At 38.6% G+C, this 26,161-nt stretch carries 24 protein-coding genes and 2 tRNA genes; 16 read left to right on the top strand and 10 right to left on the bottom strand.

Features of this window, described 5'->3' with window-relative positions:
• The first annotated feature begins 72 nt into the window (after positions 1–72).
• Complete coding sequence (locus LZF87_RS06730; RefSeq protein ID WP_244343370.1) at positions 73–2,271, top strand: RecQ family ATP-dependent DNA helicase; 2,199 nt, start codon at positions 73–75, stop codon at positions 2,269–2,271.
• Between the two features lie 64 nt (positions 2,272–2,335).
• On the opposite strand, the gene LZF87_RS06735 is transcribed toward LZF87_RS06730, so the two are convergent.
• Positions 2,336–2,572: a hypothetical protein gene (locus LZF87_RS06735; protein WP_244343372.1), complete on the bottom strand. Its 237-nt coding sequence runs from the start codon at positions 2,570–2,572 to the stop codon at positions 2,336–2,338.
• Between the two features lie 93 nt (positions 2,573–2,665).
• On the opposite strand from LZF87_RS06735, the gene LZF87_RS06740 reads away from it, so the two are divergent.
• From LZF87_RS06740 to LZF87_RS06780, 9 genes are all read left to right on the top strand, one after another.
• The gene (locus tag LZF87_RS06740; RefSeq protein ID WP_244343373.1) at positions 2,666–3,733 is read left to right on the top strand and encodes a DUF2891 domain-containing protein; all 1,068 of its coding nucleotides are present in this window, start codon (positions 2,666–2,668) and stop codon (positions 3,731–3,733) included.
• A gap of 62 nt (positions 3,734–3,795) precedes the next feature.
• On the top strand, positions 3,796–5,355 hold the full coding sequence (locus LZF87_RS06745; RefSeq protein ID WP_244343374.1) for an NAD(P)/FAD-dependent oxidoreductase: 1,560 nt from the start codon (positions 3,796–3,798) through the stop codon (positions 5,353–5,355).
• 246 nt (positions 5,356–5,601) lie between these two features.
• Positions 5,602–6,129, top strand: a complete 528-nt coding sequence (idi, locus tag LZF87_RS06750; RefSeq protein ID WP_244343737.1) for an isopentenyl-diphosphate Delta-isomerase — start codon at positions 5,602–5,604, stop codon at positions 6,127–6,129.
• Positions 6,129–6,539 (top strand): 6-pyruvoyl trahydropterin synthase family protein, encoded by a 411-nt coding sequence (locus LZF87_RS06755; protein ID WP_244343375.1) that lies wholly within the window; start codon positions 6,129–6,131, stop codon positions 6,537–6,539. Before idi ends, LZF87_RS06755 begins: the two co-directional genes overlap by 1 nt.
• A complete protein-coding gene (locus LZF87_RS06760; RefSeq protein ID WP_244343376.1) occupies positions 6,539–6,997 on the top strand; it encodes a peroxiredoxin in 459 nt (152 codons plus the stop codon). The genes LZF87_RS06755 and LZF87_RS06760 overlap by 1 nt, the downstream gene beginning before the upstream one ends.
• Positions 6,998–7,969 (top strand): type I phosphomannose isomerase catalytic subunit, encoded by a 972-nt coding sequence (locus tag LZF87_RS06765; RefSeq protein WP_244343390.1) that lies wholly within the window; start codon positions 6,998–7,000, stop codon positions 7,967–7,969.
• Positions 7,970–8,026: 57 nt separating this feature from the next.
• Positions 8,027–8,293, top strand: a complete 267-nt coding sequence (locus LZF87_RS06770) for a hypothetical protein (protein ID WP_244343398.1) — start codon at positions 8,027–8,029, stop codon at positions 8,291–8,293.
• 80 nt (positions 8,294–8,373) lie between these two features.
• Positions 8,374–8,447: transfer RNA gene (locus LZF87_RS06775), tRNA-Thr, on the top strand.
• Between the two features lie 59 nt (positions 8,448–8,506).
• A tRNA-Thr gene (locus LZF87_RS06780) sits at positions 8,507–8,580 on the top strand.
• Positions 8,581–8,734: 154 nt separating this feature from the next.
• On the opposite strand, the gene LZF87_RS06785 is transcribed toward LZF87_RS06780, so the two are convergent.
• The 6 genes from LZF87_RS06785 to htpG all read right to left on the bottom strand — a co-directional run bounded on the left by LZF87_RS06785 (position 8,735) and on the right by htpG (position 15,571).
• Entirely contained in the window at positions 8,735–9,457 is a 723-nt protein-coding gene (locus LZF87_RS06785) for a DUF4369 domain-containing protein (protein WP_244343400.1), read from the bottom strand.
• Positions 9,458–9,604: 147 nt separating this feature from the next.
• Entirely contained in the window at positions 9,605–11,461 is a 1,857-nt protein-coding gene (locus tag LZF87_RS06790; protein ID WP_244343403.1) for a peptidase M61, read from the bottom strand.
• 97 nt (positions 11,462–11,558) lie between these two features.
• Positions 11,559–11,840: a TIGR03643 family protein gene (locus tag LZF87_RS06795; RefSeq protein ID WP_244343405.1), complete on the bottom strand. Its 282-nt coding sequence runs from the start codon at positions 11,838–11,840 to the stop codon at positions 11,559–11,561.
• 153 nt (positions 11,841–11,993) lie between these two features.
• Positions 11,994–12,593 (bottom strand): alpha-ketoglutarate-dependent dioxygenase AlkB family protein, encoded by a 600-nt coding sequence (locus LZF87_RS06800; RefSeq protein ID WP_244343407.1) that lies wholly within the window; start codon positions 12,591–12,593, stop codon positions 11,994–11,996.
• Between the two features lie 28 nt (positions 12,594–12,621).
• Positions 12,622–13,515, bottom strand: coding sequence for a DMT family transporter (locus LZF87_RS06805; protein WP_244343412.1), 894 nt, complete (start codon positions 13,513–13,515; stop codon positions 12,622–12,624).
• 175 nt (positions 13,516–13,690) lie between these two features.
• Positions 13,691–15,571: a molecular chaperone HtpG gene (gene htpG / locus LZF87_RS06810; RefSeq protein WP_244343414.1), complete on the bottom strand. Its 1,881-nt coding sequence runs from the start codon at positions 15,569–15,571 to the stop codon at positions 13,691–13,693.
• Between the two features lie 157 nt (positions 15,572–15,728).
• Here htpG and LZF87_RS06815 point away from each other — a divergent pair, with 157 nt between their 5' ends.
• Positions 15,729–16,244, top strand: a complete 516-nt coding sequence (locus tag LZF87_RS06815) for a lipocalin family protein (RefSeq protein WP_244343416.1) — start codon at positions 15,729–15,731, stop codon at positions 16,242–16,244.
• Positions 16,245–16,262: 18 nt separating this feature from the next.
• Positions 16,263–16,949: an OmpA family protein gene (locus tag LZF87_RS06820; protein WP_244343419.1), complete on the top strand. Its 687-nt coding sequence runs from the start codon at positions 16,263–16,265 to the stop codon at positions 16,947–16,949.
• A 75-nt stretch (positions 16,950–17,024) separates the two neighbouring features.
• Here the strand turns inward: LZF87_RS06820 and LZF87_RS06825 are convergent, their stop codons facing one another.
• The gene (locus LZF87_RS06825; protein ID WP_244343421.1) at positions 17,025–17,630 is read right to left on the bottom strand and encodes an outer membrane beta-barrel protein; all 606 of its coding nucleotides are present in this window, start codon (positions 17,628–17,630) and stop codon (positions 17,025–17,027) included.
• A gap of 160 nt (positions 17,631–17,790) precedes the next feature.
• Between LZF87_RS06825 and LZF87_RS06830 the strand changes: the two genes are divergently transcribed.
• Positions 17,791–18,735, top strand: coding sequence for an ABC transporter ATP-binding protein (locus LZF87_RS06830; protein ID WP_244343424.1), 945 nt, complete (start codon positions 17,791–17,793; stop codon positions 18,733–18,735).
• Positions 18,736–18,737: 2 nt separating this feature from the next.
• Positions 18,738–19,124 (top strand): hypothetical protein, encoded by a 387-nt coding sequence (locus LZF87_RS06835; protein ID WP_244343426.1) that lies wholly within the window; start codon positions 18,738–18,740, stop codon positions 19,122–19,124.
• A 41-nt stretch (positions 19,125–19,165) separates the two neighbouring features.
• Here LZF87_RS06835 and LZF87_RS06840 read toward each other — a convergent pair whose 3' ends face one another.
• Positions 19,166–21,580 (bottom strand): S9 family peptidase, encoded by a 2,415-nt coding sequence (locus LZF87_RS06840; protein ID WP_244343428.1) that lies wholly within the window; start codon positions 21,578–21,580, stop codon positions 19,166–19,168.
• Positions 21,581–21,773: 193 nt separating this feature from the next.
• Between LZF87_RS06840 and LZF87_RS06845 the strand changes: the two genes are divergently transcribed.
• Positions 21,774–22,781 carry a 3-oxoacyl-ACP synthase III family protein gene (locus LZF87_RS06845; protein ID WP_244343738.1) on the top strand — a complete coding sequence of 336 codons (1,008 nt, stop codon included), beginning with the start codon at positions 21,774–21,776 and terminating at the stop codon, positions 22,779–22,781.
• A gap of 90 nt (positions 22,782–22,871) precedes the next feature.
• A complete protein-coding gene (locus tag LZF87_RS06850) occupies positions 22,872–23,537 on the top strand; it encodes a sterol desaturase family protein (RefSeq protein ID WP_244343430.1) in 666 nt (221 codons plus the stop codon).
• Between the two features lie 78 nt (positions 23,538–23,615).
• Here the strand turns inward: LZF87_RS06850 and LZF87_RS06855 are convergent, their stop codons facing one another.
• A complete protein-coding gene (locus LZF87_RS06855) occupies positions 23,616–26,108 on the bottom strand; it encodes a TonB-dependent receptor domain-containing protein (RefSeq protein ID WP_244343433.1) in 2,493 nt (830 codons plus the stop codon).
• Positions 26,109–26,161: the final 53 nt, after the last annotated feature.

Below are 26,161 nucleotides of genomic sequence, written 5' to 3' on the forward strand. Positions count from 1 at the left end.
AATTTGTGAATATGAAAGATTTTCGTATCTTTATTCTCTGCAAATTTATGTAAAAATACCTATTAATAGATAATGAAGCCAAGCGAAATTGACTTACATAAAGAGTTAAAAAAATTTTTTGGTTTTAACCAGTTCAAAGGTTTACAGGAAGGTGTTGTCAAAAGTATTATTACTCATAACAATACTTTTGTGATTATGCCTACGGGTGGTGGTAAGTCATTGTGTTACCAACTGCCGGCTTTGGTGCTGGATGGTACAGCTATAGTTGTTTCCCCGCTGATTGCCTTGATGAAAAACCAGGTGGATGCCATCAGGAGTTTGTCTTCTGAATTTGGCGTTGCGCATGTTTTAAACTCTTCGCTTACCAAAACTGAAGTCAATCAGGTGAAGAAGGATATTACTTCCGGATTGACCAAATTGTTATACGTCGCCCCCGAATCGTTAACAAAAGAAGAATATGTCGACTTTTTAAAAGGAGTGCCTATTTCCTTTGTGGCCATAGATGAGGCGCATTGTATTTCGGAATGGGGACATGATTTTCGACCGGAATACCGAAACCTGCGTAGTATCATTAAGCAGTTGGGGGAAGATATCCCTGTCATTGGGTTGACGGCAACCGCTACACCGAAAGTTCAGGAAGATATTCTTAAAAATTTGGATATGACAGATGCCAATACTTTTAAGGCGTCGTTCAACCGTCCGAATTTATTCTATGAGGTACGTACCAAAACTAAAAATATTGAAGGCGATATTATCCGCTTCATTAAACAGCATAAAGGAAAGTCGGGAGTAATTTATTGCCTAAGCCGTAAAAAGGTTGAGGAAATTGCTCAGGTTTTACAGGTTAACGGTATCAGTGCGGTTCCGTATCATGCAGGATTGGATGCCAAAACTAGAGCCAAACACCAGGACATGTTCCTTATGGAGGATGTAGAAGTAGTGGTGGCTACCATTGCCTTTGGTATGGGAATTGACAAGCCGGACGTTCGTTTTGTGATCCATCACGATATTCCGAAATCTCTGGAGAGTTACTATCAAGAAACTGGTAGGGCTGGCAGGGACGGAGGAGAAGGTCATTGTTTGGCTTATTACTCTTATAAAGATATCGAGAAACTTGAAAAATTCATGGCCGGAAAACCGGTGGCTGAGCAGGAAATTGGTTTTGCTTTGCTGCAGGAGGTAGTGGCTTACGCAGAAACGTCAATGTCACGCCGTAAATTTTTACTCCACTATTTTGGTGAAGAATTTGATGATGTGGACGGTGAAGGGGCTGATATGGATGACAATGTTCGCAACCCGAAGAAGAAAGTAGAAGCTCAGGATCAGGTCGTAACGCTTTTGGAAACTGTTCGCGACACTAAAGAATTGTATAAGTCGAAAGAAGTGATTTTTACCCTTATCGGAAAAATCAACGCAACCATTAAGGCCCATAAGACTGATGCTCAGAAATTCTTCGCTAAAGGGGAAGACCATGATGAAAAATATTGGATGGCATTAATACGTCAGGTACTGGTGGATGGATTGCTTTCTAAAGATATTGAAACATACGGTGTTATAAAACTGACACAAAAAGGAAAGGATTTTATTAAAAAACCGTATTCTTTTATGATGTCGGAAGACCATGAATACAGTGAAACTGAAGATGAAGCAATTGTAACTGCGGCCAAATCTTCAGGAACGGCAGATGAAGCGCTGATGACCATGCTGATGGATTTGCGAAAAAAAGTAGCCAAAAAATTAGGTGTTCCGCCGTTTGTGGTTTTTCAGGAACCTTCTTTGGAAGACATGGCGCTGAAATACCCGATTTCTATCGATGAGTTAAGCAATGTTCATGGGGTGGGAGAAGGAAAAGCTAAAAAATACGGTAAGGAATTTGTCGAACTAATCGCCCGTTATGTGGAAGATAACGACATTATGCGACCGGATGATTTGGTGGTGAAATCAACGGGAGCCAATTCTGCACTGAAATTATACATCATTCAGAATATAGACAGAAAACTGCCATTGGATGATATCGCCAAAGCCAAGGGAATAGATATGGATACGCTCCTGAAAGAAATGGAACAGATTGTTTATTCCGGCACGAAGCTGAATATCAGTTACTGGTTGGATGACATTCTGGACGAAGATCAGCAGGAAGAAATTCACGATTATTTCATGGAATCCCATTCTGATAAAATTCAGGATGCACTGGATGAATTCGAAGGTGATTATGATACGGAAGAATTACGATTGATGCGTATCAAATTTATCAGCGAAGTAGCTAACTAGAGTTTTGCACTATAAAAAGTATACAGTCACAGTTTACAGTTTTGTCTGTTAACTGTGACTTTTTTTACTGAAACAATTCTCCTCGATGTGGTTTCAGTGCGTCTCTTACCTGAATCATGTTTTCATCGGTAACCACCATAAAGGCAATGGCGTACATTTCATTAATAATCTGAAATCCGGTTATGGTGATGGGTAATTTTTCGATTTCAATGTATTCTTTTAAATGAATTTCATGATGCTCGGCGGTTTTGGCTGCTGCCGGTCCTCTGAAATCCCATATTAGTTTGATCTGACGTTGCATTTTTTCGGATATGTTTGAAAGTGTAAAGGTAATAAGATGCAGTTGAAATTTCTAAGTTTAAATCGTTAGCTTTGTAAATCTTAGTTTTTTGCAATGAGAAATTTACTTGTCACAACCTTCGTTTTTTTAATTTCATTTACCGGTTTTTCCCAACAGTTGAATCTGGAACAAGCCAATCGATTAGCATCATTACCATTAAAATGTATGCAACAGGAGTATCCCAACAAATTAGGACAGTTGTTGCTGGACTCAACGGAAATTGCCTCGCCAAAAGAATTACATCCTTCTTTTTACGGTTGTTTTGACTGGCATTCATCCGTGCATGGTCATTGGTCGTTGGTTTATCTTTTGAAACAGTTTCCTGATTTGGACAACCGCCAGGAAATCATTCAGAAACTGAAAATCAATCTTTCTAAAGAGAATATTGAGAAAGAAGTGGTATATCTGAAGAAAAAACACGAAAAATCCTTTGAAAGACTTTACGGCTGGGCCTGGGTGTTGAAATTGCAACAGGAATTGTCAGATTGCAACGAACCGTTTGCTCAGGAATTGTCACAAAATCTCCAGCCGCTATCTGACTTGTTAATTGAAATGTATATCGAATTTTTACCCAAACTGTACTATCCGGTTAGGGTGGGAACCCACAATAATACGGCTTTTGGGATGGCATTGGCTTGGGATTATGCTGTTTATTTCAAAAATGAAAAATTCAAAAAAGTACTGAAAGACAATGCTTTACGAATGTTTAAAAATGATGAGGGTTGCCCTTTTGCCTGGGAGCCGAGCGGTATCGATTTTTTATCGCCCTGTATGGAAGAAATGGGGATCATGCAGCGTATTTTGACCGAAGAGGAATTCTTAAAATGGGCCAAAAAGTTTGCAAAACCTTTATTTGATAAGAAGTTTGCTTGGGAAACCGCAAAGGTATCCGACAGGACAGACGGACATTTAGTACATCTCGACGGATTGAATTTTAGTCGTGCCTGGCATTTTTATGCCCTTGCTGCTCAGTTTGAAAAGTTCAGGCATTTGAAAGCGGTAGGCGATCTGCATTTGAAGCACTCGCTGCCTTTTTTGACGGATGGAAATTATGAAGGGGAACATTGGTTGGCTTCTTTCGCATTGAGAGCTTTTGAGCAAAGAAAGGGGCTTCCGGAATAATCGATTTCAAATTCGTACTTTTGTCAAAGAATTTGTTTGTAAAATAAAAATTTACCTACGTTATGCCTAGAGAATTACTGATACAAGTGGCGCCGGAAGTCGCTGCGAATTCAACTTTGCTGAACGATCATTTGGCCAAGTTGATGCATGTTAAAACTGCAGAAATACAACATGTTGCTATACTTAAGCGCTCCATTGACGCCCGTCAGCGTGCCATCAAGATTAATCTGAAAGTCACTGTTTTTTTTCAGGGCGAATCCTTTGTGGAAAGTAAAATTGAACTACCGGATTATAAAAATGTAGCCAATGCTCAGGAAGTGATTGTAGTTGGTGCAGGTCCTGCCGGATTGTTTGCTGCCTTGCAATTAATTGAATTAGGCGTAAAGCCGATCGTAATCGAAAGAGGAAAAGATGTTCGCGGCCGTCGCCGTGACCTGAAAGCCATCAATGTGGATCATATCGTAAACGAAGATTCCAATTATTGTTTTGGAGAAGGCGGAGCAGGAACCTATTCCGATGGAAAATTATATACCCGCTCGAAAAAACGTGGTGATATTGACCGTATATTGGCTTTATTGGTTGCTTTTGGAGCTACGCCGGATATTATGGTAGAGGCTCATCCTCATATTGGAACCAATAAATTACCACAGATTATTCAGGATATCAGAGAGAAAATTATCGAATGTGGAGGTCAGGTGTTGTTTGAAACCCGCGTAAACGATATTCTCATCAAAAATAATGAAGTGCAAGGTGTTGTAACTCAAAACGGTGCTATCATCGAAGCGAAGAAACTTATTTTGGCGACAGGGCATTCCGCACGGGATATTTTCGAATTGTTGGACAGAAAGAAAGTTTTGATTGAAGCCAAGCCTTTTGCATTAGGCGTTCGGGCAGAACATCCGCAGAGTTTAATCGATACTATTCAATATTCTTGCGATTTCAGAGGAGAGTTTTTACCTCCAGCTCCTTATTCGATAGTAAAACAGGTGAATGGGCGCGGAATGTATTCCTTCTGTATGTGTCCGGGTGGTGTGATTGCGCCTTGTGCCACTAGTCCGGGCGAGGTGGTTACCAATGGATGGTCGCCTTCCAAACGTGATCAGGCAACTGCTAATTCGGGTATTGTGGTCGAATTGAAACTGGAAGATTTTAAACCGTTTGCTAAATTCGGAGCCTTGGCTGGTATGGAATTTCAGAAATCTATCGAGCAAAAAGCATGGTATTTGGCGGGAGAAACGCAAAAAGTACCGGCTCAACGCTTGGTGGATTTTACGCAAAGCAAAGTTTCCAGTGATATTCCTAAAACGTCGTATGTTCCCGGGACGACTTCGGTGGAACTCGGGCAAGTGTTTCCGGGCTTCCTAACGCAAATCATGAGGGAAGGTTTTGTCCAATTCGGAAAATCCATGCGTGGTTATTATACCAACGATGCTATCTTGCACGCGCCGGAAAGCAGGACCTCTTCACCGGTTCGCATTCCAAGAGATAATGTGACTTTAGAGCATCTTGAGATCAAAGGGCTTTATCCGTGCGGAGAAGGTGCGGGGTATGCGGGCGGAATTATTTCTGCAGCTATTGATGGTGAGAAGTGTGCAATTAAGTGCGTGGAGACCATGAAGTAGGAAAAGAAAACCTGGGGAACTTGAGTTTGAAGGTTTTTTGAATGCATGATTTTATTTGCATTGTTCGTGTTCTACTATTAGTACTCTGAATATTACTGTAAGATTCAGTGATTTGCAGTAAGAATTGCTCTATTTGGAGGAGTGAAAAGTGTGCCTTTTTGGTGATTTTTCAACGGTGAAGAATTGTCTGAATAATCCATGTAACCATTTCTTTTTTTGTATTTTTGACCAATTATATATACATCGATTGTGGAAGAACGCGTAATATTAGTCAACGAAAAAGATGAACAGATTGGCTTAATGCCAAAGTTGGAGGCGCATGAAAAGGCTTTGCTTCACAGGGCTTTTTCGGTGTTTGTGTTGAATGGTAAGAATGAAATTATGCTTCAACAGCGCGCACATCAGAAATATCACTCACCATTGTTGTGGACTAACACTTGTTGCAGCCACCAAAGGGAGGGAGAATCTAATATTCAGGCGGGAACGCGTCGTTTGTATGAGGAAATGGGGTTTGCAACTGATTTAAAGGATTTGTTTTCGTTTATCTATAAAGCTCCATTTGATAATGGTTTGACAGAACACGAGTTGGATCATGTTTTAATTGGTTATTATAGCGGAGAACCGAAAATTAATCCCGATGAGGTGGAAAGCTGGAAATGGATGTCGATTGAGGATGTAAAGGAAGATATGCAGTCAAATCCGGGTATTTATACCGTTTGGTTTAAAATTATATTTGACGAATTTTATCATTATCTAGAAGATCATAAATTGTAATGCGAGTAACCGTTTCAAGAAAAGCCCATTTTAATGCTGCGCACCGATTATATCGTAAAGATTGGTCGGATGAGCAAAACGAGCGCATTTTCGGCAAATGCAACAACCCTAATTTTCATGGGCATAATTATGAACTGATAGTGAGTGTTACCGGGAAAATAAATCCGGAAACGGGCTATGTGATTGATATTAAGGAGTTGGCCGATATAATTTATGAGGAAGTTGAATCCCGCTTCGATCATAAAAACCTGAATCTCGATGTGGTTGAATTTCAGGAATTAAATCCTACTGCGGAAAATATTGTAGTGGTGATTTGGAATCTGATCCGTAAACGAATCACTTCCGAAAATGATCTGGAAGTTGTTTTGTATGAAACGCCGCGTAATTTTGTAACCTATTCCGGTAAATAATGGATGAGATCAAAGTAGGCGATAAGCTGCCGTTATTCGGTGCTAAAGACCAAAACGGGAATGATTTTTACATTGCTTCTGTTTTGCATAAAAAGGTATTGGTGATTTATTTTTACCCGAAAGACGATACTCCGGGTTGTACAAAACAGGCGTGTTTTTTTCGTGACCAGTTTGAGGAATTTAAAGACATGGGGGCTGAAGTTATCGGTATTAGTGGTGACAGTGTGCAATCTCATAAACAGTTTGCCAAAAAATACGATCTTCCGTTTACCTTGCTTTCTGATGAGGATAAAAGCCTGCGAAAACTTTTTGGTGTACCCACAAATTTATTGGGACTGCTTCCCGGAAGAGTGACTTACGTGGTAGATAAAAAAGGGATTGTCCGATTGGTTTTTGATAGTATGAATGCCGAAAATCATTTTCCTAAAGTGTTGGAAATGGTAAAAAGTCTTATGTAGATGAATTTTGAAGTATATCCTTTGGTTTTTGAACCAATCTTGAAAGAGAGAATTTGGGGAGGGACGAAACTCAGTTCCCTTTTGCATAAATCGATTCCGACAGACACTACAGGTGAAAGTTGGGAATTGTCCACAGTTCCAGGTGATGTTAGCATTGTGGCCAATGGCGGCTATGCTGGCTTATCGATTAATGACCTGATTTTGAAATTTCCTGAAGAAATAATGGGAAAGAATGTCTACGATAATTTCGGGACCGAATTTCCTTTGCTTTTTAAATTTTTGGATGCCAAAGAAGATTTGTCTATACAGTTGCATCCCAATGATGAATTGGCTAAAAAGCGGCACAATTCTTTTGGAAAAACGGAAATGTGGTATGTGATGCAGGCTGATCCGGGGGCAGAAATTATTGTTGGTTTTAAAGAAAAATCATCGGCGGATGAGTATTTGTACCATTTGGAGAATAAATCGCTGCCGTCCATTTTGAATAAGGTTTCCGTAAAGAAGGGAGATGTTTTTTTTCTTGAAACCGGAACCATTCATGCTATCGGTGCCGGAACTGTTATTGCGGAAATTCAGCAGACTTCGGATATTACTTATCGCATTTATGATTGGGACAGGGTAGACGCTCAAGGAAATGCGAGGGAATTGCACATTGAACAGGCTTTGGATGCAATTACCTATGATGAAGTAGCATCGAAAAAGAAGTACGAAACGGTTGCAAACATGAGTAATCCGGTTGTGGACTGTGCTTATTTTTCCACGAATGTGATTCCGCTTGACGGGAAAATGAATTTCACCAAGAACGGAACTTCTTTTACAGTTTTGGTTTGTACAGAAGGTGATTTTTCGGTTGTAAACGGATCTGGAGTGGAATTTAAATTTAAAATGGGTGATACCATTTTACTTCCGGCAGCACTCACTGATTTTGAATTGGTTGGTTTTGCGACCTTGTTGGAAATATTTATTTCCTAACTGATTATATGTGAAGAATAATTGTAATTTTGTAAACGAAATTTTAAATAAAATAAAATGGCAAGCGTAAGAAACTTAAAAAAAGACATCAACTTCGTATTAGGAGATATTATTGAAGCGGTTTACATCCATGAGATGACAACAACAGGAAAACCCACTGCTGAAACTGATGCGTTGATTGAAGAAGCTATCACATCTTTCGATGGTTTAATCTCAAAATTGAACCAAAAGGATGTGGAAAATAAAAAAGAGCATTTCAGACAAATAAATAAAGATTTGGAAGATGTTGCTACTCAATTGGTTGACAAAATCAATAAATTGTAGTCGGAAAAAAATCTTGAAAAAGTGCAGGTAACTGTTTGGAAGTTTAAAAAACTCCTTTATATTTGCACTCGAATTGAGACGCCGGTGTAGCTCAGCTGGCTAGAGCAGCTGATTTGTAATCAGCAGGTCGTGGGTTCGAGTCCCTCCATCGGCTCAATTTTTTTACCACTTTCAAAGTGGTTTTTTCATGATACAAAAAGCAACGATATAGTTGCCGGTGTAGCTCAGCTGGCTAGAGCAGCTGATTTGTAATCAGCAGGTCGTGGGTTCGAGTCCCTCCATCGGCTCAAAAGGTTTTCAGAAATGAAAACCTTTTTTGTTTTTGGTAGTTCCAGTTATAGACTGAAATTTCATTTTACCACGCAGAAACTAATTTTTCGGGTATTTACACAATAAAATAAAAGTGCAGCAAAAAAAAGCGACCCTAAGGTCGCTTTTTTATTAATTCTGTGTTTGTTCCAGTTTCTTTCTTTCGGTAATAAAAGTAGTAAGCTGTTTGCCATATTTGGATTTGGCTACTTCCGGAGACATTGATTTTTGGATGGTATCCAAATATTTGATGTTTGCGTCGTGTATTTCGGTTAAAGCAATATAAGGCGCTACTTCGTGTTTTCCGTTGTTTACGGCGAAATTAATAGCGTCCAGATAGTTTCTGACTGTTAATTTATCGGCACGTTGGTTTAGACTGTCTAATTTTTGAGCGTTGTTTACTTTTTTAGCCAATAGCGAAAGACTTAATGTCTTGTTTTGCTCGTCATTATAACGCATACGGATTTTCATGAAATCGCTGTACAAGTCATTGTTTTTTGAACCGGTGATTTTTGCTTTTGCGTAAAACTCTTTTAGTGTTGTTTCAATAGTCATCGTTCCTGGCTCAGCAAAAAACGGTAAAACGTTGTCTATTGATTTAGAAACGCCTCGGTTTAAGGTTAAATAAAGCATTTCAGGCTCGCTTATCTGAAGTTCGCTTTTGAAATTGGAATCACCTTCTACAGTAATGCTGTCAAGTGTTACTAATGATGTATCGACGATATGTTGTATGTATAATTTACCCTGTTTCAATCCTTCTACTTTTCCGGAAAGGTGCAAATTTTTATCACTTTCTTTTTTATCGCAGGCAACTAAAGCTGTTAGCGCCAAAGCTGCAATAAGTAATTTTTTCATGCTTTTTTGTTTAATGGCTGCAAAGTAAAGAAAATAAATTGAAACGCCTATTAATTAACGTTTGGACAGTTTTCCAAGCCGATATTATTAAATGAAAATCCCCGAAATACATAGCATGTCGGGGATTATTTTTGTTGTAACAGGTCGTTAGCCTTTCAACCAGCTTTCTCTTAATTTAGTCTTACTGTTATCGGTTGCCTGATAGCCTTCAATCTCATCAGTCGGAAGCGATATTTTTCCTTTTAGAGTTTGTTCTTTACCTGCACGTTTGATTTTTACGGTTATTGGGTCGCCTTCTTTCCACTCAGAGCTAGACATAAGCAAATCGTAAATGTTGTCCAGATTATAGTTGGTGTCGTTAACAGCTAAAATCGTATCGTCATGTTTGATTCCAAGTGCTGTCATGAATTTGTTCAAATCACCGTCCGGAAGAACTTTGATTTCTTTTGTTGAGGGATCTACTGTAATGTATGGAGTCGTTTGATCTTTAATAAAAGGGTTGCCCGGCTTTTTAACCTTAGCATTGGTAACGCCCATTTTTGCAAAATACTTATCGTAAGGAATCGGAGTTTCGCCGGCAACGTATGTTTTAAGGAATTCACCAACCGCAGGGTAAGTCAATGAAGTGATTTTTGCAAACAGTTCGTCGTCGTTGAATGGTTTTTTAGTTCCGTATTCCGATGATAAAGCATGCATCAAATCTAAAATACCTTTTTCTCCGTTGCTGCTTTCTCTCATTTGAATGTCAATACACATGGCAATTAAGGCTCCTTTCAGGTATACATTGTAGTAAGAATCTTTGTATTGTTTGTCAAGGATGTTTTTACTCATGGTCGTAAATGGCATCTTTTCGTCGAAACGTTTGGATTGCTCTATTTTGTCCACCATTCTGTTGTAAAATTCGTCTTCAGTAATTAAACCTTGGTTTACCTGGAAAAGATTTGCGAAATATTCAGTAACCCCTTCATACATCCATAAATGCTCAGACATTTTAGGATTGTTGAAATCGAAATACTGGATTTCATTCGAATGAACGGTAAGCGGAGTTACAATATGGAAGAACTCATGCGAAACCACGTCTTTCAATTGTTCTAATAATGCTGCTTTTGGCATCATCTCAGGCATAACAACAGTTGTGGATGTAGTATGCTCCAGAGCTCCGAACCCTTTAGCGTCGGCTTTTTTCATATCCGACAAATACAATAAGACGCTGTATTTTTTAGTCGAATTCACAGGGCCTAAGAATTTTTTCTGAGCGCGCATCATGGTTTCCATGGCCGGAGTTATGTCTGCCGCCTTGTAGTTTCCGTTTGGAGAATATACGCTGATCAGGATTTCCATGTCATCCACCTTAAATGTTGTATAATCCGGTTCGGAATACATAATCGGATGGTCAACCAATTCGGCATAACGGGCAGCGGTAAATATATCCCTGTCGTTACTTGTGTCAGTGTCGGTCAGGGATGTCGCCCCCCATAAATTGGCCGGGTGCGAAACGGTAACTTTATATGGTAACTCGGATTTACCTTCAAAATAACCTATAAAACCATGTGTGTTTATCATGAAGTTTTTACCGGCAGCAATATTGGTCCCGGCTGGAGAGAACACGTCTTTACCTCCAATACCGCCGGAAGTTTCTGTGTCAAACGAGTCATTTACAAGGTAAGTCAGTTTGCTTATTTTTTTTGCATCGGATATTGTCCAGGAATTCTCGTCTTTTTTTGTCACTGATAAAGGATTTCCTTTTGCATCAAAAGCTTTTACATCTTCGATGAATCTACCGTAATTGTCTTCAGAATAAGTTCCGGGAACGGTCTTAGGTATGTGGAACGTCGTCGTCTCGGAGGTAAAGGCAGGCGGTGTGATTGTTACCATCACTTTGTCATCGTTTACGTTTACCAAGTCAATAGCGACGCCAACATCGTTTGTTTTTGAAGTTCCTTGCGCTGTTTTACAACTTACAAGTATTGCGGCTAATGCCAACGTGCAAATAAATTTTTTCATTATTTATGTTTTGATGAATAATATGTAGCTGAGCTTCTTTTTTTGTTACAGTTTTACTTGAATTAAAAAAAATCCTCCTGTTAAAGGAGGATTTTTTTTAATCCATTTTATTTTTAAAATAATACTTGCTGTCTAAATCGTCGTCCTCGAGATCGTTAAATTTTTGAGGTTTTGGTTTTGGTTTACTTGCAGTGACTTTTTTCTTCCAAAGTTCGAAATTGTCTTTTGACAATTTTTTTCGCATCGTTTCAGTAACATCATTTTCTGAAATCCCAAATTCTTCTTTTATTACTTCAAAAGGTTTTTTTTCCTCTTGTGCCATGGTAACAATACGATTTAATGTCTCATGGTCCATTTCTGAAATTTTACTTTTTTTCATCAGATGAAAAATTAATTCAATAATAAGTTTTAATAATATTTAAAAGTTCAATACTCAATATTACTAAAAAAATGGATTTGTAAATCGCGGACTTTTATTTTTTTTGAATTTTCAAAAATTCGTCACAAAAAAGATTTCTATTTGCGTTTTGTATTAAAAAATGGTTCGAAAGGTGAGGTTTATTCGCTGTTTGATGGGTTTTGATGTTTTAGGGATTTGATGTTTCCAATAATGTTGTGTGGTGCCTTTCATTAATAGCAGGCTTCCGTTTTCCAATACGATATTTTGTTTTTGGTCTTTTAGGGTATTGTGTTTTAATTGAAAGATTCGCTGTTCTCCGAAACTTACCGAAGCAATAACGGGGTTTTGTCCCAATTCTTTTTCGTTGTCGGCGTGCCAGCCGTTGCTGTCTTTGCCGTCTCGGTATAAATTGAGCAGCACTGAAGAAAATGAATGCCCTGTGGTTTTTTCCGCTTTCGATTTAATTTTCAATAAAAGTTCGTTCCACACGTGAGGAAGCATAGTGATATTTGAGTAGGAATAAGGTTTGCCTTCGTTGCCAAAGAAAGCTGTCAATCTGGGTTGTTTGTATGTTTTTCCGAAAATGGTAATGTCGTCCTGTTGCCATGGAATTTCAGTCAGGAGTTGTTGAAATAAAACGTTTGCCTCAATTTCTGAGAAGAAATTCGGGTAGTATTCGATTTCGGCATCAGGTAAATCGAAGACAATTTTATCGGTTGCGAATAAATCCATGTTTCAAAAATAAAAAAAGAGGAAGGGGTTATTTTTGTTTAAAATTGACATTCATTATGATAACTGCTGTAATGATAAGCAGAATTCCAATCCATTGACTTAAAACTACAGTTTCATTCAAAATGAAATAGGCCATCATTACAGAAACAGGCAATTCCAAAGACGAAACAATACTGCCTAAACCAATCCCTGTGTTTGGAAAACCGGCATTCATTAGCAGAGGGGGAATGATAGTCCCGAAAAGAGACAGGATAATTCCCCATTTCATGAAGATATTGATATTATAAGGAGTAGTCTGGGTGGCTATCGCAAATCCCAAAACAATGATAGTTCCTCCTAAAAGCATGTACAGACTTCGTTGTGCCGATGAGATGCCGATTGCGATTCGGTTGGCCGTAAACATGGTTGTAGTGAAGGATATTGCAGCTAATATTCCCCAAACGATGCCTCGCCAATCCAGCTGAATGTTTGTTTTTATCAAATTAGTCGCTAAGACGGTTCCGATTAAAACGATAGCCACAGCTGCTGTTTTTTGCAATGACGGTTTCTTTTTATCGAGTATCCATTCCAGTAAAACACCCATCCAGACTGTTTGCATCAACAATACAATCCCAATGGAAACCGGAATGTATTTTACAGCAAGATAATAGAAAATACCAGTCATTCCAGTGGAAGTTCCGGCAAGCATCAGATGGAAAATATTACGTTTGGAGGCGTTTATTACTTCGTCTCTTTTTTTAGTTTTCTGGAAGTAATTGATAATTAATATACCAATGATCCCTAATATGAATTGAGAGGAAAGAACCTCGGCGGTCGTATAATTTTCTTTGTAGGCTAATTTTACGAAAGTAGCAAGCATACCATAGCTTGTAGCGCCTATGCCTACCAGGAAAGCTCCTTTGATTGCTTTGTTTTTGATCATTATTTCAATTTTGGCCAGTAAAGATAAGTGATTTGGATTGTTTTAAGCCTATAACTCGTTTCAACTATAAGGACTGCCTGCTGTTTTGTCTGCTGCTGCAATGTTGCTGATTTAACTGTTTTTTTGGAGGTAGGTTGCAATAAAAAACCCGCAAGTTTATTGCGGGTTTGTTTTTTTATTTGATCAATTCGAAACTGCGCTTTACAAAGGCTGTCAGGTCTTCACCTTTTAATAAGCCTTGTGACAGTTTTGCTAAATCCAGAGCTTGTTTTACCAAGTTTTCCTGAGTTGTTTTGTCTTTTTCGTTTAATATAGCTGATGCCAAATCCGAATTGGTGTTCACTACCAGATTGTACATTTCAGGGAAGTTGCCCATGCCGAACATTCCGCCGCCGCCGGACTGACTCATTTCTTTCATACGACGCATGAATTCCGGTTGTGTAATCATGAACGGAGCCGCTTTGCTGTCTAAAGATTCCAGTTGTACCGTATAAGTTGTAGCCGGTACAATACCTTCAACGGCTGTTTTTAAACTTTCTTGTTCTTCATCGGAAAGTTTTGAAATTGCACTTTCTTCTTTTTTGATCAAACTGTCAACGTGATCTGAATCAACACGTACAAACTGAAGATTTTCGTTATCTGCTTCCAGTTTCTGAATCAAATGCGAAACAATTGGAGAATCTAATAAAAGCACTTCGTATCCTTTGGCTTCAGCTGCTTCCACATAACTGTGTTGTGCATCATTATTAGAGGCATATAATAGGATTAGCTTTCCGTCTTTGTCGGTTTGTTTGTCTTTTACAAGCTCTTTTAATTCTTCTAAAGTGTAGAATTTATTGCTAACTGTTGGGTATAATGCAAAGGCGCCAGCTTTTTCGTAGAATTTAGGTTCCGATAACATTCCGTATTCTAAAACGATTTTGATATCGTTCCATTTCTTTTCGAAATCTTCTCTGTTTTCAGTGAATAATGATTTTAGCTTGTCGGCTACTTTACGGGTAATATAGTTTGATATTTTCTTAACGGCGCCGTCAGCCTGTAAATAGGAACGAGATACGTTTAACGGAATGTCCGGAGAATCGATCACTCCTTTCAGCATGGTTAAGAATTCAGGTACGATACCTTCCACGTTATCTGTAACATATACCTGGTTTTGGTATAATTGGATTTTATCTTTCTGAATCTGTAAATCGGCCGACATTTTTGGGAAATACAAAATCCCTGTCAAGTTGAACGGATAATCCACATTAAGATGAATGTTGAATAGAGGTTCGTCAAACTGCATCGGATACAATTCACGATAGAAATCTTTGTAATCATCATCATTTAATTCGGTAGGCTGCTTTGTCCATGCCGGAGTCGGATTATTGATGATGTTGTCAACCTCAATCTCTTCCATGTTTTCTTCTTCTCCTACACCGTAAGCTTTTTGTTCTTTGCGGGTTCCGAATTTAATCGGCACAGGCATGAATTTGTTGTATTTGGTCAAAAGCTGACGGATTTTGGAATCATCTAAAAACTCCAGTGAGTCTTCTGCAATGTGAAGGATGATTTCGGTTCCGCGGGTTGATTTGTCGGCTGCTTCCAAAGTGAATTCAGGGCTTCCATCGCAAGTCCAGTGTGCTGCCGGTTCTTCTTTATAGGATTTAGTGATGATTTCCACTTTTTCAGCTACCATGAAAGCCGAATAGAAACCTAAGCCAAAATGTCCGATAATGCCGCTGTCTTTAGCCGAATCCTTATACTTCTCAAGAAACTCTTCTGCTCCCGAAAAGGCAACTTGATTGATGTATTTTTCCACTTCATCGGCAGTCATACCAATACCTTGGTCAATAATATGCAGTTTTTTGGCTTCCTTGTCGATTTTCACTTCGATAATCGGATTACCATATTCTACAGAAGCTTCGCCAATGCTGGTTAAATGCTTAAGTTTTAAGGTGGCATCTGTTGCATTTGAAACCAATTCACGAAGGAAAATCTCGTGATCACTATATAAGAACTTTTTGATTAACGGGAAGATGTTTTCTACCGATACATTAATTTTTCCTGTTGTCATAGGTATGTTAGTTTTTAAATTATTTTAGGTTGTGTTTTTACAAATAATATACCATTGCAGATGGTATGTCAAAATGACATTTGCCATATTTTGCTTAAAGTATACTGTTTTTAAGAATTTTTTGTAATTTTAAAATCTATATTAAAAAAAGAGAAGTATGAAAAGAGTAGGGCTATTAGTTTGTTTTTTAGCTTTGGCAATTGGTTGTAAATCAGGAAGTAGCAGTGCAGAAAAACCTCCAAAACCTGCAACGGCCAGTGCATCTAATGCAGTAAAACTGGATACAAAATCGGAGAAAAATCTGAACGGAAACTGGAAAATTGTCAAAGTTGATTTTCCTGGAAGCGGTTATTTCAAGGTAAACGCGTTTGGTATTGCCGAACCAAAGTGTTTTGAAGGCAGTGCTTGGACTTTTGTTCAGAACAATAATACCGGAACGGTTACTTTAAACCAGTCAGGTTGTCCGTCGTTTACATCGGCTATTAAATGGCAGGTAAGTAAAGAAGGTCAATTTGGTTTGAAATTTATCGGTGAAGGAACAAAAGCCAAAAACCAGACACAAGGGTATTGGTCTAAGTTTCAGAATGCAACAGAGCAATCGTTTGAGTTGGTTGATGTTGTCGATATAGCCGGACAGAAGAAAAATGTGACCTATTATTTTCAGAGAAACTAATTATTAAAAGTATTTATCATGAGAACATATAAAATTTCAGCTTTAGCGATTTTATTACTTGTCAGTACTGTATTTACAAGTTGTAAGACTGCAAACAACACTCAAAAAGGTGCCGCTTATGGTGCTGTGGGAGGCGCGCTTTTAGGTGCGGGAGTGGGAGCATTGGTAGGAGGTAAAAACAGTGCCGCTTGGGGTGCTGCCATTGGAGCTGCTGTTGGCGGAGGTACCGGAGCAATTATCGGTAACAAAATGGACAAACAGGCTCGTGCTATTGATGAAGCATTGCCTAGTGCCGACGTAGAGCGAGTAGGTGAAGCCATTCATATTACCTTAAAAGAAGATGCAATTCGTTTTGCCACAAACAAATCGACACTTACTCCACAGGCTCAGACAAATTTGGATAAGTTAATACCAATTTTTAATGAATACAAGGATACAAATATTAATATTTACGGATTTACCGATAATGTTGGTTCAAAAGAATATAATCTGACCCTGTCTCAAAAAAGAGCTGAGGCGGTAAAAGTGTACCTTATTTCAAAGGGATTGGCTTCGTCCCGATTTGTAACTAAAGGAATGGGGATGGAGCAGCCAATTGCGCCTAATGATACTAAAGAAGGACAAAGTATGAACAGACGTGTGGAATTTGCTATTACAGCCAACGAGAAAATGATCCAGGAGGCTAAAAAAGAAGCAGGTAATTAATTTATAATTATTAGAACAAAAAAAATCCCGAGTTAATCGGGATTTTTTTATTGTAATTATTTTATCATTTAGGACTTATTCTCCGAAAGTATAGGATAATCCAGCGCTCAGGTTATAAATAAGTGTCGATGTTCCGTTAGGAGTTCCATTAAAAACGGGGTCAGTGTAGGTGTATTTCCCATCAAACCAATAATGCTGGGAGAAATGGACTAATCCCGTAAAATCAATTCCGATGGCAAGGTTATCGGTAATTGAATACTGCGGATTAATACCAATAATCACATGTCCTATTTCATCAATACCGCCATTCTCAACAGTTATTGATTTTTGCATTGAGTATCCTAAGCCCGCATGTGTCATTAAGTTGAACTTACGGTTGTAAAAGTAACTTCTCGAATCCACTAGGTTGGTCAGGTTACAGGCTGCTTGGAAGGAAATCCTGTTGGAATTAAGGCCCATTTCTTTGGGTGATTCCTGGGTTCTGAATTTGTCAAAACCATAATCTAGTTTTATACCCCAGACTTCTCCAAACATGTATCTCACGCCGAAATCAAAATGAACAGGATCAATTAGTTTTGGGTCTTTTACTCCGGAGATGCCATAATTGGCATCAATTGAAACATTATTATATGTACGCTGACTAAATGCAGATGCCGTACAAAACAATAATAGCAAAATCATTTTTTTAGACATAAATTTCATGTGTTTGTAGGATTAATAGTTAAGGGGCGTGCAATATTAGATATAAACTTTTAAATATCTGAAGTTTTATTAAAAAAATGGAAACAATAATTCAGATATGGCCCAATAGCAATTAAATTTGCAAACCTAATAAAAAACAATGTTACAGGTAAAAAATATTTCATTCGGATATACAGAAAAGAAAATAATTCACAACATAGCGTTTACTGTTCCAAAATGTAAAAACGTAGCTGTTTTGGGTGAGAGCGGCTGCGGAAAAAGTACACTGTTAAAACTGATTTATGGATTGCATGATTTGGATGAAGGCCATATTTTTTGGAATGAAATCGAAGTCCTGGGACCGAAATTTAATTTGGTGCCTGGTATGCCGTTTATGAAATACCTTGCTCAGGATTTTGATTTGATGCCTTACATAACAGTCGCTGAAAACGTGGGTAAATATCTTTCCAATTTTTATCCTGAAGAGAAAAAACAACGGATTCATGAATTGCTTGAAATTGTTGAGATGACGGAATTTGCTGATGTGAAAGCAAAATACCTTAGCGGAGGGCAACAGCAACGAGTGGCATTGGCCAAAGTTTTAGCTTTGGAGCCAGAGGTTTTATTGTTGGACGAACCCTTCAGTCATATTGATAATTTCAGAAAAAATGCCTTGCGAAGAAATTTGTTCGCTTACCTGAAATCCAAAGGGATTACCGTTATAATCGCTACGCACGATAGTGTAGATGCACTTTCATTTTCGGATGAGACGATTGTTCTCAGGAATGGTAAAGTAGTCGCGAGAGGAGCTTCGGCCACTATTTATAATAATCCGGAAACAAAATATGTAGCTTCACTTTTCGGAGAGGTTAATGAGCTGCAGCTGTCACAACTGACAGATGAGGTAGACAAAGACGAAACGCTTTTGCTGTATCCTCACCAGTTAAAAGTTGTGGAAAATGGTTTTTTAAAGGCGAATGTCAGACAGTGTTATTATAAAGGGAGTCATTATCTGATTAAAGCGGTTTCGGATCGGAAAGTAATTTTCTTCGAACACGAAACTGAATTGGAAATCAATGAAGAAGTAACTCTAATGATAAGCTAATCATGGCAAAAGAAGACTTGTTGTCCAAACAGATAAACCAATTGGGATTCTTTCTCAGAAAAATGTTTGAGAAAATGAAGGGTAATGATTCCGGGGACATTATGACAGAAACAGTTTCCGAAAATAATGCCGAGTTAAAAGAAACCTTAGGTTTCGATCTTAATGATATTCAAAAGTTGTCTTTGGAGGAAGTGGTTCCGTTTTTACTTCAAAATGAGTATTTCAGTGTCGAAAATCTCGAATTGTTTGCTGATATTTTAGTGAAAACCAATGTGGAAGATTTTTGTAAAAAAGCATTGCGGATTTACGAGCATATCGACAGTAAAACAGCTACTTTTTCGATGGAACGTAATCTGAAAATGAAAATGATAAAAGAACGTTTTTTATAAATTAAAACCCCGAACTATTAGTTCGGGGTTTTAATTTGGTATTAGTTTTTCAAGTGTTTTTCCAAAAACTGATCCTGTTCCCATAACAGGTGGAAAATATTTTCTTTTGCGGCATAACCATGCGATTCTTTAGGTAAAATCAGCATTCTGGCCGGTGCACCTAATCCTTTCAATGCCTGGAAATAGCGTTCGGTCTGTAAAGTAAACGTACCAGGGTTGTTGTCAGCCTCGCCATGAACCAATAATAAAGGTGTTTTCATTTTTTCGGCATTCATAAACGGAGACATTTCATTGTAAATGTTTGAAGCTTCCCAGTAATTTCGCTGTTCGTTTTGGAACCCAAAAGGCGTTAAGGTTCGGTTGTAAGCTCCGCTGCGCGCAATTCCGCAGGCAAATAAATTGGAATGAGACAATAAATTAGCAGTCATGAAAGCGCCGTACGAATGTCCGCCCACAGCGACTTTTTTGCGGTTGATGTAACCTAATTTGTCGACAGCATCGATAGCGGCTTCTCCATTGGCTACCAATTGAGAAATGAACGTGTCATTTGGCTCTGTTTTTCCTTCTCCAATGATTGGGAAAGAAGCATCATCCAAAACTGCATATCCTTTGGTTACCCAATAGACAAAAGAACCATAGTTTGGAAATGTGAATTCGTTCGGGTTTTGATTGGATTGTCCGGCCGAATTCTTGTCTTTAAATTCTGCAGGGTAAGCCCAGATTAATAGTGGAAGTTTCTCCTTCTTCGTTTTTAGGTCGTAGTTTGCAGGAAGGTAAAGAGTTCCTGATAATTCCACACCATCTTTACGTTTGTATTTCAGAACTTCCTTGTGAACATTTTTAATACTTTCAAAAGGATTCTTAAACGTCGTTATCGGAGTGATTTTGTCCTTCGATTTGATATCTCTGAAATAGTAATTCGGGAATTCTGTTGGTGATTGAATCTGCACCAAAACCAATCCTTTTTTATAATCTTCAATGGATAAAATAGCTTCTTTTTTATTCTTGAACGCCGATTGGTATAAGCGTTTCGATTTTAAAGTTTTGATGTTAAATTCATCAATAAAAGGAAATTGACCATCTTTGGTAAAACCATCTCCAAGCAAGTAAGCGTTGTCTCCTTCCAAAGCCAGGACATGTCTGTTGTAATCATTCTTTTTTGTTTCAAAATTCCCCGGATCGGAGTAAATGTCCTGCGAATTTCGGTCGGAAATCACTTTCGGAGTTTCAGATGGATTTGACGGGTTGATTAAGTACGTTTTAGTGTTTCGGGTGTCATACCAGCCGTCATATACCACGGCAATTTTGTCATTTCCCCAGGTGATTCCTTCGTAACGTTGCGGCGTTTTTACTAATGAAACTGGTGACGATGCAAATGGTGCATTCCACAGGAAAACTTCGTCCCTGAAATCGACTTTATTTGCAGGATCGCCTCCGTCTAAAGCTTCAACATAATATAATGTAGCAGGAGTGTCGTTTCTCCAACCCATATTTCTTTTTCCGGTACGAACAGCCATAAAACCTTTAGGCATAATTTCGTTAAGCGGAATTTCGTTCACCGTTTTAACCTCGTTTCCGGATTTGTCATAAACAACTGTTTTTTGAGGAAAACGGCTAAGTGGTACGATGTAGGAAAACGGTTTTTGAAGTGTGGATATCATAAGGTAATTTCCGTCCGGAGAAAAACTTTCGCCAGCATACATGTCGGCTTTTTTAAATAATTCGGCTTTTCCGTTTAAATCGATTTTGTATAATTCCGAACGGACTAATGTTTCGAAATTGGTTTCGTCGGTTTTATTTTTAAGCAAATCCTGAAAAGTTCTGTTCTGAGATACTTTTCCTTCGCTGTTGGACGTTGTTGGGCCTGTTGGTAAATCTTTTTTAGGATCAATTAATGCAGGTCGGTTAGGAACCAGCATTTTTACCAGAAGGTTTTGTCCGTCACGGTACCAGTTAACCGGGTTGCCCATGTTGGCATTAAGATTGGCAGAAGTAAGTTTGGTTGCTTTGGCGGAAACAATATCCAATACCCAAAGCTCTACGCCGGAATTCGTGGTGTGTGTGAAAGCAATTTTCTTCTCGTCGGGTGACCAGGATAGGTTTGCGATTTTTGCATTTTCAGGCAAACCGGTAACCTGAGTTTCATTTTTGTCTTTTATACGACGTACTTTCAGATTGCTGATGTAGGTGACCGTACTTGAAATGTTGGTTAATGGATTGATTCGTAAACCACCCAGTCTCATTTCTTCCTGATTTAAATCGTCCAGGTTTTTGTAAGTATTACGATAAGTTAAAAGCATCCATTCTTTTTTGGTGTCCATACTTACAGATGGAGCCCTTTCGTAGTCTGCCAGCGCTAAAATTTCTTTGGAAGGTTTCTGATACTTAAGGTTTTCCTGTGCAAACAGAGAAGGTCCTAAAAGTAAAAAAAACACTGATTTATAAAGTAGTTTCATAAAAAGTGATTGGTTTAATGAATTTGAAGCTTCTAAAATACTACAAGTTGGTAAAAAATCAGACGAAAATGATGTTAAAAATGAAGGATTTATCGGATATGCTCGCTATGCATCGAAAAAAAGTAACCTATTACTTATTCCGGCTCCAATAATGTTTAAATTTGAGGAACCCTTTTTAATAAAAACTAAAATGATGTACCACTCAAAAATTACGGGATTAGGATATTATGTCCCGGATAATATTGTTACAAACGACGATTTGTCTAAAATAATGGATACCAACGACGAATGGATTCAGGAGCGAACAGGAATTCAGGAACGACGTCATATTATACGAGGAGAAGATACTACAACATCAATGGGGGTGAAGGCTGCGGCCATTGCCATTAAACGTTCGGGAGTTGCCAAGGAAGATATCGATTTTGTAATCTTTGCCACTTTAAGTCCGGATTATTATTTTCCAGGGCCTGGAGTTTTGGTGCAGCGTGATTTAGGATTGCGAACTGTTGGTGCGCTTGACGTAAGAAATCAGTGTTCCGGATTTGTGTATGCGGTTTCAATTGCTGATCAGTACATCAAAACCGGGATGTATAAAAATATTTTGGTTATCGGTTCTGAAGTACATTCCACTGGATTAGACATGAGCACGAGAGGCCGTGGCGTTTCCGTTATTTTTGGAGACGGAGCCGGAGCAGCGGTACTTAGTCGTGAAGAAGATACAACGAAAGGGATTCTTTCCACACACCTTCATTCGGAAGGACAGTATGCCGAAGAACTGGCATTGCAGGCTCCGGGAATGGGGAAACGTTGGATAACCGATATCATTGCAGACGACGATCCGAACGATGAAAGTTATTATCCGTATATGAACGGGCAATTTGTGTTCAAAAATGCAGTGGTTCGTTTCAGTGAGGTAATCAACGAAGGATTGCAAGCGAATAATCTGCAGGTCTCAGATATAAATATGTTGATTCCGCATCAGGCGAATCTGAGAATTTCACAGTTTATTCAGCAGAAATTTAAGTTGACAGATGATCAGGTTTACAATAATATTCAGAAATACGGAAATACGACAGCAGCTTCTATTCCGATTGCTTTAACCGAAGCTTGGGAGAAAGGAAAGATTAAAGAAGGTGATTTGGTTGTTTTAGCGGCCTTCGGAAGCGGGTTTACCTGGGGAAGTGTCATTATTCGCTGGTAATTTACTTTTGTGTTAATTTGCTGATTTTTGTTTGCTGATTTTTGAAATTAATTATTAATTTTAGGAAACTAATTTTAAAATGTGAAACAAATGGCAAGAAGAGTAGCGGTGTTCAACGAAGGTCAGGCAAGATTATTTGAGAACAAGTATCTGGAAATGCTCACCAAGGGCAATCCGATACTGATATGGAGCATGTATATTCCTATATTGTCCTATCTGGTTTTTCGTGCCCATTCAGTTTATGGGTTATCAGTTTTGTTAACAGCGGGTCTTTTTGTGGGCGGAATGCTTTATTGGACCTTTTTTGAATATGTGGCGCATCGTTATTTGTTCCACATGGTAAGTGAGAATATCAAGATGAAAAAAGTCGCATACATCATGCACGGCAATCATCACGAGTATCCAAAAGATAAAGACCGTTTGTTTATGCCTCCTGTGCCGAGTTTGATATTGTCCTCAGCATTGTTTGGGCTGCATTATCTTATTTTGTGGGACTACAATTGGGCTTTTTTTCCTGGCTTCATGTTTGGTTATTTGCTATATGCTTCGATGCATTATGCTATTCACGCTGTTGAACCGCCTTTTGAATTTATGAGGCCTTTGTGGAGAAACCATCAGATGCATCATTACAGAGATGAGCATTTGGGATACGGCGTAAGTAACACTTTTTGGGATAAGGTTTTCGGAACTACTTTTGACTTCCGCAAGCACAAAGAGGATAAAGAAAAAGCAGATGCACTGAAATTTGATAAATAAGAAACAAAAAACCTCGGAGTTGACATTCTCCGAGGTTTTTTTGAAATATAAATATTGAAAAACTAAAAAACTCAATTTTTAGAACATTCCGCCACCCTGTGTTTCGTTGGCGTCACGTTGTTTGCGCTGTAAAGCTTTGTTCTTTCCTCCGCCAAACATATAGTTGAAGCCCATATAAACTGTTTGGTTTTCCCAGTAGAATTCACCATACTGTCTGTAAGGGATGTTTCCGTCGAAAGCGAAATGCATAGTGTCGAAAATATCGTTGAATCGCAACGTAAATGTTCCCATTCCTTTTAGAACATTGTAAGTCATTCCGAAATCAGCTTTATACATTGCTTTACGTTTGAACTGTAAACTTAAATCTTCACCTCTGTACATTCCGAACAACTGGAAACGAATATCTTTTGTAGCAGTGAACGTATTATTCATACGGGCATTAAAATTGGTCACATCGGCTTGTGCATTTTCAAGCTCGCTCGTGATTGCGTTTTGAACAGTACCTTTAACTGTCTTGAAATAAGCATCGGCACTAACATTGGCAGCCCACCATTTTGTAAATTTCAGATTCGCGGATGACTCAACACCAAAAGCATTGTTATCGTCAAAATTGTCGTAAGAAAGGATCTTTCTTTCTACATTGTTAGGGTCATTGAAAACCACTCTCGAAATTTCGTTAGTAATATGTCTGTAAAATACTCCGGAAGTAATTGAACCCATTTTTATATTTCTGGTGTAATTTACTTCAACAGAGTTGGTGAATTGCGGTTCTAGGGTTGGATTCCCCTTTGATTCCATCAATGGTGTTGTCCATTCCCTGATAGGGCTTAATTGTCCGATACTAGGTCGGTCCACACGTCTGGAGTAGTTGAAATTATAAGAGTTTTTTTCGTCAGCCATATAATTTACAAATAGGGAAGGGTATACGGTGAAGATTTCGTCTGTAACTGTATCATCTTGTGTTTCAGTAGTAGAAGGCGGAGTCAGATTGGATTGGAAGTAGTCATCAACACGGTGGAAATCGCCTTCAATCTCGTAATATTCGGCTCTTAATCCGATTTGGGAACTCCATTTAGAATTCCATTGTTTGCTGAAATTGGAATAAACAGCATGGATATTTCTGTCGAACGTAAAATCGTAGTTGGAATCTTTGGAGAATGTATATGGAGAAAAGTATTCGCTTCCGTCTTCTGTAGAGATAAAATCATTTTCAGTTGTTTGAATTCGGCTTTCTGCACCCAATTCCATTTTCAATGACTCTGATAGAGGGTTTACGTAGTCAATGTTAAACTGGGCATAATCCGTAACTCCGTCAATCAAATTTAAAGCTGTTGATTCTGAGAATAAAGGGCCATTGGTTACCGTGGCGGTATTGTCATAGTCCGTATTCTCATTGTTTTTTGTTTTCGAATAGTTCGCCTGAAACTCTATGTTTTCCCCTTTTTTATCGAAATCGTGCTTGAAGGCCAAATCGTAAGTATGGGTTTTGTTCTCATTTTCGTTGTCAAAATGCTGGTAGAGGTCGTTTTTGGTATCAGCAAAATAGTTTGTGGTAGTTTGTCCGTAACCATCCGTATGGGCAATGTTTTGATTGGTGTAGAAAGAAAACGTGTTCTTTTCGTTGATGTAATAATCCATGCCCAATTTTAAAACGTGTGAATTGCCAAGGTTTCGGAACTCGAAATTTTGCAAATTTTCCTTGCCCGGATTGGCACTGTTTACCCAACCGTTATTTGCGTTGATACCATGATTGTACCCGTAATTCGAGTAGAAATTTACTTTTCCTACTCTGTAGTTAAGGTTTAAGGCTGTATTTGTTTTTGGCGTTATACCAAAGGTAACTCCGGCGTTAATACTTCCGTTAAAACCATCGTTCGTGTTTTTGTGTAAAATGATATTGATGATACCGCTCATTCCTTCAGGATTGTATTTTGCAGACGGACTGGTGATTAATTCAATCTGTTTGATTGAAGAAGACGGAATCTGCTGTAACAACTGAGAAGCTTCTATGTTTGATGGTTTTCCATCGATTAATACACGAACATTGGAGTTTCCTCTAAGGCTTAATTCTTTGGTTTGAGGGTCGATGCTCACCGTCGGAATATTGTTCATGATTTCGGAAGCAGTCGTACCTGATGCGATCAAGTCTTTCCCCACATTTACGACTTTTCGGTCGATTTTCTGTACGATGTTGGAACGTTCGGCTACAATGTTAACGCCTTCCAGTTGCGTGGCTTCGGATTCAATGGCGATGGTGCCAAAATTTATCGATTTATCAGCACTGGTTAACGTAAATGCTTTGCTAAAAGTTTTGTATCCGATGAATTGAACTACTAAAGTATAACTTTTTAATTCCAAGTTGGTAATGTTGAAGTTACCGTTATCCTGCGTAACCGCCCCGGTTACTACTTTGTCGCCTTCTTTTACAGAAACCGAAGCATAGCCGATAGGTTCCTTTGTGGCTTTGTCGATTACTTTTCCTGAAACACTTCCAAGCGCTGCTGATGGTGCCTGTGCAAATGTCGCACCCAGTGTGCTCAGGAAACAAATTAAAAACAATTTAAGTTTCATGCCTTTGATTTTTTTCCGTTGCGCTCCAAACGGTTCGGCTGCGCCTCGGGTTG

Origin of the sequence: Flavobacterium enshiense (assembly GCF_022836875.1) — a bacterium.
Taxonomy (GTDB): Bacteria; Bacteroidota; Bacteroidia; order Flavobacteriales; family Flavobacteriaceae; genus Flavobacterium; species Flavobacterium enshiense_A.